The organism is Nocardia sp. NPDC004860, from assembly GCF_040609015.1.
Lineage (GTDB): Bacteria > Actinomycetota > Actinomycetes > Mycobacteriales > Mycobacteriaceae > Nocardia.
The window spans coordinates 196534-209006 of the sequence record NZ_JBEXJI010000008.1 but is presented as its reverse complement, the minus strand read 5'-3'; the positions used below and the strand labels follow the sequence as shown (position 1 = coordinate 209006).

The window sequence follows — 12473 nt, the reverse complement described above, 5'->3', positions numbered from 1 at the left end:
ACACATAACGGCCGCACGCGATTTCGCGTGCGGCCGTTGAAAGCGCAGGTCCGGACAGAGTTTCTCAGTGTACCCCCGGAAGCGGAAAACTACTTGTCGTCCATGGGGATCGGCGGGATCACCGGGAACTCGCCGGTGTAGCCCTCGCGCAGCCTGGCGATGGCCAGCACCCGCGGGCTGGCGACCTTCCATCCGATGGCCAGCGCGGGCACGATGATCACCAGGCTGGCCACCGTCCACGTACCGACCGGATGGTCGAAAGCCATCAGCACCAGCACCGCGAAGAGGAACACCAGTGTCGCGATGCCGGTGTAGGGCGCACCGAACATCCGGAACGCCGGACGCTCCGCCCGCCCCTTCTTCCACAGGTAGAACAGCTTCAACTGACACAGCACAATGGTCGCCCAGGAAGCCAGAATGCCGAGCGACGCGACGTTCAGCACGATTTCGAAAGCCTCCGACGGCACAATGTAATTCAGCCAGATACCGAACAGCGCGATGGTGGCGGTGAGCAGAATGCCGCCGTACGGCACACCGGCACTGGACATCCGTGAGGTGAATTTCGGCGCACTGCCGTTCATCGCCATCGAGCGGAGGATGCGGCCGGTCGAATACAGTCCGGCATTCAAACTCGACAGCGCCGCGGTGAGCACCACGAAATTCATGATCGAACCCATGTGCGCGACACCGAGTTTGCCGAAGAAGGTGACGAACGGGCTCTCGCCGCCCTTGTACGCGGTGTAGGGCAGCAGCAGCGCCAGCAGAATCACCGAGCCGCAATAGAATACGGCGATACGCATGATCACCGAATTGATGGCGCGCGGCATGATCTTGGCCGGATTCTCGGTCTCGCCGGCCGCGATGCCCACCATTTCCACGGCGGCGTAGGCGAACACGACGCCGGAGGTGACGGTGACCAGCGGCAGCACGCCGGTCGGGAACCAGCCGCCGGCATCGGAGACCATGCGCAGTCCGGTGCCCTGGCCCTCGACCTCGAAGCGCCCGGCCAGGAAGACGGTGCCGACGACCAGGAAGGTCACCAGGGCCACCACCTTGATCATGGCCGCCCAGAATTCCATCTCGCCGAACCATTTGACCGAGACCAGGTTGATGCCGAGCACGATGATCAGCGCGCCCAGCGCCAGCAGCCATTGCGCGATCGGCTGGAAGGGTCCCCAGTAGTGCAGATAGGTGGCGATCGCGGTGGTGTCGACGATGCCGGTCATGGACCAGTTCAGGAAGTACATCCAGCCGGCGACGAATGCGGCCTTCTCACCGAAGAATTCGCGCGCATAGGAGACGAACGAGCCCGAGGACGGGCGGTGCAATACCAGTTCGCCGAGGGCGCGCAGGATGAAGAACACGAAGATGCCGCAGATCAGGTACACCAGGAACAGCGATGGGCCGGCATTGTGCAGCCGGCCACCCGCGCCCAGGAACAGGCCGGTACCGATGGCACCGCCGATAGCGATCATCTGCAATTGCCGGGGCTTCAGGGCTTTGTGATAGCCGCTGTCCTCGGCATTGAGGCTGGTGGCAGTAGTCCGGATCTCGGTCATTCGCCGGGTTAACCCTCCGCAATCGTGAAGTGAGGCAGCCTGAGGGTACCTTGCCGTTTGCTGAGCTCCACATCGGTACTCTGAGCAGGAAATCCTTCGCAAAAAGAAGGCCGGTCAAGCGACCAATAAGCATTGTTTTTCGGAGATTGCCGTGAAGGCGCTGAAATACTCGAGCGACCTGCGGCCGGCATTTCCCCTGGTAGCCCTCCGATCCGGCCCGTCAAAGCCCTGCCCGCGCGGGCCCACGGCGCTAGAGTCCGATCATGAGGCGCTCGCGACGAATCGGGAGCGGCGCTGCCGCTCTACTACTGCTGGTCGGATTGGTCACCGCCTGTTCGTCCTCGACGAACCAGAGTGCGTCGTGCACGGTGTCCCCCAACGGAACTCCGGTCACCTCCGGGGTGCCCGCCGGGCCCAGCAGCACGAATCTGGCCCTGCACCCCGAGGTCGCCACCGGCTACCGCACCGGCATGACACCCGTGCGCACCGCCGATTTCGCGGTCTCCACCGCCAATCCCGTTGCCACCGAGGCGGCTTGCCGGGTACTGCGAGACGGCGGCACCGCCGCGGACGCGCTCATCGTGGCGCAGACCGTGCTGAATCTGGTGGAGCCCCAGGCCACCGGTATCGGCGGCGGCGCGTTCCTGATGTACTACGACGCCAATACCAGGACCGTCGACGCCTACGACGGCCGCGAGACCGCCCCGGCGGCCGCCACCGAGGACTACCTGCGCTACATCAGCGCCGCCGATCACACTGTGCCGCAACCGAATGCGCGGGCCAGCGGACGTTCCGTCGGCACGCCGGGCGTGCTGCGGATGCTGGAGCTGGCCCACGACGAGCACGGCAAGCAGCCGTGGAAGGACCTGTTCGCCCCGGCGATCAACCTGGCGGATCAGGGCTTCAAGATCTCACCGCGGATGGCGAGCCAGATCTCCGACTCCCAGGCCGACCTGGCGCGCGACGACAATGCCAAGGCGTATTTCCTGCAGCCCGACGGCAGCCCGAAGCCGTCCGGCACCACGCTCACCAATCCCGCCTTCGGCAAGACCCTCTCGGCCATCGCGACCGACGGGGCGAACGCCTTCTACACCGGCGCGATCGCCGCGGACATCGTGGACACCACCGCCACCACCGCGGGCGGACGCACCCCGGGGCTGCTGTCCCTGGCGGATCTGCAGTCCTACCGGGCGAAGAAGCGCACCGCGGTGTGCTCGCCCTACCGCACCCACGAGGTGTGCGGCATGCCCAACCCGTCCTCGGGCGGCATCGCGGTGGAGGCGACCCTGGGCATCCTGTCCAACTTCGATCTGGCGTCGATGAAACCGGCGGACCTCGGCGGCGACAGCACCACCGCCCGCAACGGCGGCAAACCCACCCCGGAGGCCGTGCACCTGATCGCCGAGGCCGAGCGCCTGGCCTACGCCGACCGCGACAAGTACATCGCCGACTCGGATTTCGTTCCGCTGCCGGGCAATTCGCCGCAGACCCTGCTGGATCCCGGCTACCTGAAGCAGCGTGCGGCGCTCATCGACCCGGCCAAGAGCCTGGGCACCGCCAAGCCGGGTGACTTCGGCCCGGTGCCGGTCGGCAACGGCCCGCAGCAGCCCGAGCACGGCACCAGCCACATCTCCATCGTCGACAAGTACGGCAACGCGGCCGCCATGACCACCACGGTCGAATCCGCGTTCGGGTCATTCCATTTCGTGGACGGGTTCATCCTCAACAACCAGCTCACCGACTTCTCGGCCGAACCGGTCGACAAGGACGGCGCCCCGATCGCCAACCGCCTCGACCCCGGCAAGCGGCCGCGCAGCTCCATGGCCCCGACCCTGGTCTTCGACCGCAATCCCGACGGCTCGCGCGGCGCGCTCAGCTACGTCACCGGTTCGCCCGGCGGGGCGGTAATCATCCAGTTCGTGGTGAAAACCCTGGTGGGCATGCTGGATTGGGGCATGAACCCGCAGCAGGCGGTGTCGATGATCGACTTCGGCGCGGCCAACTCCCCCACCACCTATGTGGGTGGTGAGCATCCGGCCGTCGACGCCTCCGGCAACGGCGACCACGATCCGCTGGTGCAGAAACTGCGCCAGTACGGCGACCAGGTCTCGGTCGCCCCGCAGTCCAGCGGTCTGTCGGCCCTGGTCCGCGACGGTAACGGCTGGATCGGCGGCGCGGACCCGCGCCGCGAGGGCGCGGTGCTCGGCGCCCCGTGTTAGCGTCGGTCCTGGTTCTCGGCGCTGTACTTGGCGCCGAGTTCCCGGAACCGGTCCATGGCCTCGGCGGCGCGCATCTTGTCGTTGGAGCGGATGGCCATCATGGGCACGTACTCGTCGTGCGCCAATTCCAGCCGGGCCCAGGACTTCTTGTCCGGGAAGGAGATCCCGCGGATGTCCTTCCACTGGAACTCGCTGTCGCCCACGATATTGCGCACCGTCACCCCGCGCCGGCCGACCCGCACCCGGGGCCGGGTGAGCGTCAGCACGCCGCCGGCCAGCAGCAGGCCGAACACCATCAGGCCGATCTGGTCGGAGACCCGGAAGTTCACGCCGGTGGATCCGTGCCGCAGCACGATGCCGCCGAAGATGAAGATGGCCGCCAGCACCGCCGCCACGATCCGCACGGTGACGATGGCGTGGTGCGGCCGCACCTCGAGATCCCAATCGCCCGCGGCGGTGCCGGGCTGCACCGGTGTCTCGGTTTCGGTCGGCTCGGCCATGGCGTCCTCGGACTCCGCTCTCTGCTCGGCCCGCGGATCGGAGTGCGCCGCAGGCGTTTCCGGCGTGGCGGCAGGCTTGCGGGGCGGCTCCTCGGAGCCGCCGTCCCGCTTCCAGATCCGCACGACCGGCATGGCTAGACGGTCTGGGTCAGCTCGCGCAGGGTCAGCGCGGCGTCGAGGGCGGCGGCCGCGGCCTGCTCGCCCTTGTTCTCGATCGAGCCGGGCAGGCCCGCGCGATCCAGCGCCTGCTGCTCGGTGTTCACGGTGAGCACGCCATTGGTGACCGGGGTGCTCTCATCGAGGGACACCCGGGTCAGACCGGCGGTCACCGAATCGCACACGTACTCGAAATGCGGTGTCTCACCACGGATCACGACACCCAGCGCGACCACCGCGTCATGGCTGCGGGCCAGTGCCTGCGCCACCACCGGCAGCTCCATCGCGCCGGCGACCCGGACCACGGTGATGTCGGCGACGCCCGCGGCCCGGGCGGTCCGCTCCGCGTTCGCGACCAGCGCGTCGCAGATGGTGGTGTGCCAGCGCGACGCCACGATCCCCAGCTTGAGGTCCTTGGCATCGGCCAGCTCGAAGGTCGGTACGCCTGTACCGCTCATTCTCGTTCCGCCCTCTCGGTAGTCGGTTCCGGCGCGTCAGTTCGCGGTTTCGCCCAGGTCCAGGTCTTCCAGGCCGACCAGGTCGTGGCCCATCCGATCCCGCTTGGTGCGCAGATACCGCAGATTGTGCTTGTTGGCGCGCACGGGCATCGCCACCCGCTCGCTGATGCTCAGGCCGTAGCCCTCGATCCCGGCACGCTTGTCGGGATTGTTGGTGAGCAGCCGCATCGAGGTGATGCCCAGGTCGGCGAGGATCTGAGCGCCGATGCCGTAGTCGCGCGCGTCGGCGGGCAGGCCCAGGTCCAGGTTGGCGTCCACGGTGTCGGCGCCGCCGTCCTGCAGCTGGTAGGCCTGCAGCTTGTGCAGCAGCCCGATGCCGCGGCCCTCGTGGCCGCGCATGTAGAGCAGCACGCCGCGGCCCTGCTGAGCGATCATCTCCATGGCGGCGTCCAGCTGCGGGCCGCAGTCGCAGCGCAGCGAGCCGAAGGCGTCGCCGGTGAGGCATTCCGAGTGCACCCGCACCAGTACGTCCATGCCGTCGCCGATATCGCCCATGACCAGGGCCACGTGCTCGGCGTCGTCGTATTCGCTCTCGTAGCCGATCGCCAGGAAGTCGCCGAACTCGGTGGGCAGCTTGGCCTCGGCCACCTGCTTGACGTGCTTCTCGTTGCGGCGGCGCCAGGCGATCATGTCGGCGATGGAGATGAGCGCCAGATCGTGCTCGTCGGCGAAGATGCGCAGCTCCTCGGTGCGCGCCATATCGCCCTCGTTCTTCTGGCTGACGATCTCGCAGATGACGCCGGCGGGGCTGAGCCCGGCCATCCGGGCCAGATCCACGGCGGCCTCGGTGTGGCCGGGCCGGCGTAGCACGCCACCATCCTTGGCGCGCAACGGAACCACGTGGCCCGGGCGGGTCAGATCGTCGGACTTGGCGTTGCGGTCGGCCAGCACGCGCATGGTGGTGGCGCGGTCGGCGGCCGAGATACCGGTGGTGATGCCCTCGCGGGCGTCGACGGAGACGGTGTAGGCGGTGCCGTGCTTGTCCTGGTTGACCGCGTACATCGGCGGCAGGCCCAGGCGATCGCAGTCGTCCCCGGTGAGCGGCACACAGATGTAACCGGAGGTGTAGCGGATCATGAAGGCCACCAGCTCGGGTGTCGCCTTCTCCGCCGCGAAGATGAGGTCGCCCTCGTTCTCCCGGCCCTCGTCGTCGACGACGACAACCGCCTTACCGGCGGCGATGTCGGCGACTGCGCGCTCGATGGTGTCGAACCTGGTCACGTCTGTTGTGCTCCATCTCGAATTAGGTGCCTCATTACAGTAGGGCACTGTCCAATTTGCGCCGCCTCCGGCGTCGCGGGTTCGCGGCCCTGGAGGTCTCGTTCTTCCCTCCTCCGCTCCTCCGCTTCGCTCCCCCGCTCTGTCGGTCCAGAACGAGACGGGCCGCGAACCTTGGACGTCAGCCGCGCTGCACGAGCCGTTCGACGTACTTGGCGATGATGTCGACTTCGAGATTCACGGTGGTGCCGACCGGGGCCGTGCCCAGGGTGGTGAGCTCGCGGGTGGTGGGGATGAGCGACACCTCGAACCAGTCCTTGGCGCCGTCGGCGAAGGCGTCCTCGGCCGGGCCGATGCCCGAGACGGTCAGCGAGATGCCGTCCACGGTGATCGAGCCCTTCTCCACCACGTAGCGAGCGATGCTGTCGGGCAGGGAGATTCGCACGACCTCCCAGTTCTCGTACGGGGTGCGGGAGACGATGGTGCCGGTGCCGTCGACGTGACCCTGCACGATGTGCCCGCCCAGGCGGCTGTTCACGGCCGCCGCGCGCTCGAGGTTGACGCGGGAGCCCACGGTCAGGCCGCCGATGCTGGAGCGGTCCAGGGTCTCGGCCATGACGTCGACGGTGAAGGTGTCGCCCTCGATCTTCCGGTCGACCACGGTGAGGCAGACGCCGTTGACGGCGATCGAATCACCGTGTCCCGCATCGGAGGTCACCAGCGGTCCGCGAATGGTCAGCCGCGCCGAATCGTCCAGCTGCTCGGTGGCGAGGATCTCGCCCAGCTCCTCGACGATGCCTGTGAACATGCGTACCTCTCCCTGATCGCGTGTGCGTGCTCCGCTCGAGCCAACAGCCGGTGCGGTACGCGGTATTCCCCGCGTGGACAGCTGTCCCCTTCAGCCTAACGACGCGGGGTCGTAGGCGACATGCGGCCTCGTTCACTGGAGCGTTGGATACCGGTGGATGGACGGAATCGGGCGTACGCCAATGTGCGATCGGATAATTGCGCTCATTGGTCGCGATCGCCAATTGAAACGCCGGGATTTACCGGTACTTTGAATGGCCTGACCTGGCCCAACTCGGATTGGTACCCAATTCACGACTCGCTCAACCCAGAATCTTGCGCGGCAGCGAGAATGGTCGCAAGATTGTTATGCAGCTGATTCCCACAGTTCAACTTCTCCGCGAGCAGTTCAGTGCAGAACGGTCACCGTGTCCACGGCCATCCGGGCGGTGACGATCATCGCAAGCAGAACCGAAGGAAGGTTGGACCCCGCGCGGGTCGGATTCAGGTGGCAGACAACACAATCGGCACAGTTGGGGGTGCGGCGTGACCATGCTTCTCGATTCGACACTCGAAGTTCGCTGCGTACAGTACCGACGCGAATTTCACCTGCCGGCATCGATCGACCCGACGTCACGGCACATCCTGTTGGAAATAGGCACTCGGTACGGTGCCATCACCATGCCCGCCGACCTCGGCGAACGCGTCCAGCAGCAGCTGGCGCAGGCCGATCTGGCCGGGCCGGTCGTGCACCACCCCCGGGCACGGCGATGGACCTTCATCACCGGCCCCGCCCGGCCCGAATCCCTCACCAAATCGGTGGCCGCCGCCCTGTTCCGGCTCTACGCCACCGTCGCGTGCCCGGGAGCGCAGGTCGTGCTCCCGTCCGCCGACGACGAGCGGACGGGATATCGCACCTGGGTGCACTGCCCCGATTCCAGTGACACGGTTCCGCCGCTGGAATCGGTGATCGAAGCGGTGCTACAGCACTGAGCCCGCGCTACTGCGCGGACGCCGCCTCGACCGCGATCACCTTCTGCCGCAAGATTTCCACGGTCGCGGCCGGGTCCGGGGTGCCGTACACCGCGGAGCCCGCCACGAAGCAGTCGATGCCGGCCTCGGCAGCCTGCTCGATGGTGTCCATATTGATGCCGCCGTCGATCTCCACGACCAGGCGCAGCTCACCGGCGTCGACCAGGCGGCGCACCTGCCGGGCCTTGTCGAGCACGTGCGCGATGAAAGACTGTCCGCCGAAACCGGGTTCGACGCTCATCACCAGCAGGGTGTCGAACTCGCGCAGGATCTCGAGGTAGGGCTCGATCGGGGTGTTCGGCTTGACCGAGAGCCCCGCCTTGGCGCCCGCGGCGCGGATGTCACGCGCCACCGCGATCGGGTTGTCGGTGGCCTCGGCGTGAAAAGTGACGTTGTAGGCACCGGCCTCGGCGTAGCCCGGGGCCCAGCGCTCCGGGTTCTCGATCATGAGGTGGCAGTCCATCGGGATGTCGGTCACCTTCAACAGGCTTTCCACCACCGGCAGACCCAGCGTCAGATTCGGGACGAAATGGTTGTCCATCACATCGACGTGCACCCAGTCGGCGCCCTCGATCGCTTGCAGTTCGGCCGCGAGATTCGCGAAGTCGGCGGACAGGATGGACGGGGCGATCATCGGAGCGGGCCGCTGGAAGGGGGAGGAAGAGGTGCACACGGGCCGCAGTCTATCGGCAGCCCCCCATCGCCCCCACGTCAACGGGAATGGCTGATTGCCGCGCACCGGAATGGGTAGCCTCTACAGAGTGATCAACATTTCGGCGGAACAAGGGTTGCGAGGTACACCGGTCGAGATCGGTGTCGCCGCGTCCGTCTCCCAGTTGCCCATCGTGCGCGGACTCGCCGAAACACTGGTGCTGCTCAGCGATTTCACCCTGGACGAGGTGGCCGATATCCGGCTCGCCGTCGACGAGGCGGCCTCCACGCTGATCGCCGTCGCCGCGCCGGGCACCACGCTGCAGTGCGTGTTCACCGTCGGCGACTCGGATCTGATCGTGCGGGTGAGCGGCATCGCCGGGGCCGAGGGGCTACCGGACCAGCGCAGCTTCGGCTGGCACGTGCTGCGGACGCTCTCCGACGAGGTCACCGCCACCCAGGAACCCTTCGATCCGGCGATCTCCGGATACCCGACGGCGGTGGAGTTCCGGCGGGTCCGGGGGAAGGCGTAGTGACCGACGGAGACAACGTGTTCGCAGCATCCGCCGACGCACCGGGACCCGAGGAACCGCGCGACGACCGGGAAACCGAAACGGACGAGACCGAGACCGAGGACACCGCCGAGGAGACGGTCGACGCCGACGAGGCCGAGGAGGTCGCGCGCAGCGTCTCCGGCTACGACGACGTCACCACGCTGTTCGCGGAACTGGCCGCCGCCGCACCGGAATCCGGGCGGCGAGCCGCACTGCGCACCGAACTGATCAACCGCTGCATTCCCCTCGCCGACCACATCGCCCGCAAATTCAGCGGCCGCGGTGAGCCTTTCGACGACCTCACCCAGGTCGCGCGGGTGGGGCTGGTGCACGCGGTGGACCGCTTCGACATCTCCCGCGGTTCCAACTTCCTGTCCTTCGCGGTGCCGACCATCATGGGCGAGGTCCGCCGCTACTTCCGCGACAACACCTGGGCCATGCGGGTGCCGCGCCGCGTCAAGGAAACCCACCTGCGCATCGGCTCCGCCATCGACGCCCTCTCCCAGCAGCTGGGCCGCTCCCCCACCGCCAAGGAGATCGCGGCCGCCCTCGAGATCGACGCCGACGAGGTCACCCAGGCGGTCATCGCCGGAAACGCCTACCAGCCCAGCAGCATCGACGCCGTCTCCGTCGGCCGCGACACCGAGGCCTCACTCCTCGACACCCTCGGCGAGGAAGAATCCCAGTTCGACCGCGTCGAGGAATACGTGGCCATCCGGCCCCTGCTGGCCGGGCTCCCCGAACGCGAACGCCGCATCCTCACCATGCGTTTCTTCGAATCCATGACCCAGACCCAGATCGCCCAGCAGATGGGCATCTCGCAGATGCACGTCTCCCGGATCCTCTCGAAAACCCTTGCCCGCCTGCGGGAACAATCCGCCCGCGAGTGACTCCGGCGTGGCCGGGGCCCCGGCGCGCGCCCAGGATGGGTAGATTGCGGTCGGGTCATGATCGCCTCGGCCGGATGCAAAGGGGTCGGTGTTGTCACAGCAACTGCCGTTCGATTCGCTGTATCGGCACGGGTTCGCGCGGGTCGCGGTGGCCGTGCCACCGGTGCGGGTCGCCGATCCGAGCTTCAACGCCGAACAGACCCTGCTGCTGGCCCGGCGCGCCGCGGCCGAGCACGCGGCGCTGACGATCTTCCCCGAGCTCGGGCTGTCCAGCTACACCGCCGACGACCTGTTCCATCAGGACGCGCTGGACGCCGCGGTCGGCCTGGCACTCGAGCGCGTGATCGAGGAGAGCACCGCCATCGAGACGGTGCTGGTGGTGGGTGCGCCGGTGCGGGCGCAGGGCCGGCTGTTCAACTGCGGCATCGTGATTCACCGGGGCCGGGTGCTGGGCGCCGCGCCCAAGAGCTACCTGCCCAACTATCGGGAGTTCTACGAGAAGCGTCAGTTCGCGGCCGCGCGGGAGGCCCTCGACGACCAGGTGGTGATCGCCGGGCAGCGGGTGCCGTTCGGGGCCGATCTGCTGTTCGCCGCACGCAACCTGCCGGATTTCGTGTTCCATCTCGAGATCTGCGAGGACGGCTGGGTACCGTTGCCGCCCAGCGGTTTCGCCGCGCTGGCCGGGGCCAGTGTGCTGGTGAATCTGTCGGCCAGCAATATCGTCATCGGCAAGGCCGACTACCGGCGCGAACTGTGCGCCTCACATTCGGCGCGGTATCTCGCCGCGTACCTGTATTCGGCTGCCGGGCACGGCGAGTCGACCACCGACATGGCCTGGGACGGACAGGCACTGGTGTGCGAGAACGGCAATGTGCTGGCGGAGGGCGAGCGGTTCGCCGGACACCCGCAGGTGGTCACCGCCGATATCGATCTGCGGCGGCTGGCCGCGGACCGGCTGCGCACCACCAGCTTCGCCGACACCGTGCACGATCATCGGGAGCGGCTGCAACGGTTCCGGCGCATCGACGTCGAGCTGCCCGTGCCCGCCGGGACCGTCGCGCTGCGGCGCGAGATCCCGCGCTTCCCCTACGTTCCCGCCGATCCGGCCCGCCGCAACGAGCGCTGCGCCGAGGTGCATCGCATCCAGGTGGAGGGACTGAGCACACGGCTGACCGCCACCGGATCACAGCGGGTGGTGATCGGGGTGTCCGGCGGCCTGGACTCCACGGTGGCGCTCATCGTGGCCGCCAAGACCATGGACCGGCTGGGCCTGCCGCGCTCGAATGTCCTGGCGTACACCATGCCCGGCTTCGCCACCAGCACCCGCACCCTCGAGGACGCGCGGCGGCTCATGCGGGCGGTCGGGGCGACGGCACACGAGATCGACATCCGGCCATCGGCCACGCAGATGCTGCGAGACCTGAAGCACCCTGCCGCCGAAGGGGTTCCGCGGTACGACGTCACCTACGAGAACGTGCAGGCGGGCGAGCGCACCTCACACCTGTTCCGGCTCGCCAATCTGCACGATGCCCTGGTCGTCGGCACCGGCGACCTCAGCGAACTCGCGCTGGGCTGGTGCACCTTCGGCGTCGGCGACCACATGGCCCACTACAGCGTGAACGCCTCGGTCCCCAAGACATTGATCAAATACCTGGTGGCCTGGACGATCGACACCGGCGAGCTGGGGCCCGAGGCGGGTGAGGTCCTGGCCTCCATTCTCGCCACCGAGATCTCCCCCGAACTCATTCCCGCCGACGGCGACGCTCCGCCGCAGAGCTCCGAGGCCACCGTCGGCCCCTACGAACTCCAGGACTTCCACCTCTACCACCTGCTCCGCTTCGGCGACCTGCCGAGCCGCATCGCCTACCTGTCCCACCATGTCTGGTCCGACCGCACCCGCGGCGGCTGGCCCGACCTCGTCCCCGCCGACCAGCGCCACGAATACGACCTGCCCGCCGTCAAACACTGGCTGGCCGAATTCCTGCGCCGTTTCATCCAGACCAGCCAGTTCAAACGCTCCACCCTCCCGAATGCCCCCAAGGTCGGCTCGGGCGGATCCCTGTCCCCACGCGGTGACTGGCGCGCACCGAGCGATGCCTCGGCCGCCGCCTGGCTCGACGAGCTCGACCGCAACGTCCCCGGCTGACAACCGCCGCGAATCCGCTACCGCCCAACCCGCACCGAACCACGACCGCGGAGACCTCCACGTTCGCACAACCGCCGATAGCCTGCGGCACACAGAACTACGCCACCATTGGTAGCTCCGCATCACGCACCCACACAACCACCGGTCGACCTGCGGGTCACAAACTCACGCGACCACCGACGGATCTGCAGCACACAGAACTACGCGACCGTCGGTAAGTCCGCGCCACGCACCAACATGACCA

11 protein-coding genes are annotated in these 12473 nt (G+C 67.6%); 5 read left to right on the top strand and 6 right to left on the bottom strand.

What is annotated here, in order from left to right; translation table 11 throughout:
- Positions 1 to 89: 89 nt before the first annotated feature.
- Positions 90 to 1559, bottom strand: coding sequence for an amino acid permease (locus ABZV44_RS18325; RefSeq protein WP_354837460.1), 1470 nt, complete (start codon positions 1557 to 1559; stop codon positions 90 to 92).
- Between the two features lie 263 nt (positions 1560 to 1822).
- Between ABZV44_RS18325 and ABZV44_RS18320 the strand changes: the two genes are divergently transcribed.
- The gene (locus ABZV44_RS18320; RefSeq protein WP_354837458.1) at positions 1823 to 3778 is read left to right on the top strand and encodes a gamma-glutamyltransferase family protein; all 1956 of its coding nucleotides are present in this window, start codon (positions 1823 to 1825) and stop codon (positions 3776 to 3778) included.
- Here ABZV44_RS18320 and ABZV44_RS18315 read toward each other — a convergent pair.
- From ABZV44_RS18315 to ABZV44_RS18300, 4 genes are all read right to left on the bottom strand, one after another.
- Complete coding sequence (locus ABZV44_RS18315; protein ID WP_354837456.1) at positions 3775 to 4410, bottom strand: PH domain-containing protein; 636 nt, start codon at positions 4408 to 4410, stop codon at positions 3775 to 3777. The two genes, ABZV44_RS18320 and ABZV44_RS18315, sit on opposite strands and share 4 nt — an antisense overlap.
- A gap of 2 nt (positions 4411 to 4412) precedes the next feature.
- A complete protein-coding gene (gene ribH / locus ABZV44_RS18310) occupies positions 4413 to 4892 on the bottom strand; it encodes a 6,7-dimethyl-8-ribityllumazine synthase (RefSeq protein ID WP_354837454.1) in 480 nt (159 codons plus the stop codon).
- 36 nt (positions 4893 to 4928) lie between these two features.
- On the bottom strand, positions 4929 to 6173 hold the full coding sequence (locus tag ABZV44_RS18305; protein ID WP_354837452.1) for a bifunctional 3,4-dihydroxy-2-butanone-4-phosphate synthase/GTP cyclohydrolase II: 1245 nt from the start codon (positions 6171 to 6173) through the stop codon (positions 4929 to 4931).
- 178 nt (positions 6174 to 6351) lie between these two features.
- Positions 6352 to 6978 carry a riboflavin synthase gene (locus ABZV44_RS18300; protein ID WP_354837450.1) on the bottom strand — a complete coding sequence of 209 codons (627 nt, stop codon included), beginning with the start codon at positions 6976 to 6978 and terminating at the stop codon, positions 6352 to 6354.
- A gap of 659 nt (positions 6979 to 7637) precedes the next feature.
- On the opposite strand from ABZV44_RS18300, the gene ABZV44_RS18295 reads away from it, so the two are divergent.
- Positions 7638 to 7949: a hypothetical protein gene (locus ABZV44_RS18295; protein ID WP_354837448.1), complete on the top strand. Its 312-nt coding sequence runs from the start codon at positions 7638 to 7640 to the stop codon at positions 7947 to 7949.
- A 7-nt stretch (positions 7950 to 7956) separates the two neighbouring features.
- Here the strand turns inward: ABZV44_RS18295 and rpe are convergent, their stop codons facing one another.
- Positions 7957 to 8622 (bottom strand): ribulose-phosphate 3-epimerase, encoded by a 666-nt coding sequence (gene rpe / locus ABZV44_RS18290; protein ID WP_354837566.1) that lies wholly within the window; start codon positions 8620 to 8622, stop codon positions 7957 to 7959.
- Between the two features lie 127 nt (positions 8623 to 8749).
- On the opposite strand from rpe, the gene ABZV44_RS18285 reads away from it, so the two are divergent.
- The 3 genes from ABZV44_RS18285 (at position 8750) to ABZV44_RS18275 (ending at position 12229) form a co-directional block, all read left to right on the top strand.
- Entirely contained in the window at positions 8750 to 9172 is a 423-nt protein-coding gene (locus ABZV44_RS18285; protein ID WP_354837446.1) for an anti-sigma factor, read from the top strand.
- A gap of 17 nt (positions 9173 to 9189) precedes the next feature.
- Positions 9190 to 10083 (top strand): RNA polymerase sigma factor SigF, encoded by an 894-nt coding sequence (locus ABZV44_RS18280; protein ID WP_354837444.1) that lies wholly within the window; start codon positions 9190 to 9192, stop codon positions 10081 to 10083.
- 91 nt (positions 10084 to 10174) lie between these two features.
- Positions 10175 to 12229 carry an NAD(+) synthase gene (locus tag ABZV44_RS18275; RefSeq protein ID WP_354837442.1) on the top strand — a complete coding sequence of 685 codons (2055 nt, stop codon included), beginning with the start codon at positions 10175 to 10177 and terminating at the stop codon, positions 12227 to 12229.
- Positions 12230 to 12473 lie beyond the last annotated feature (244 nt).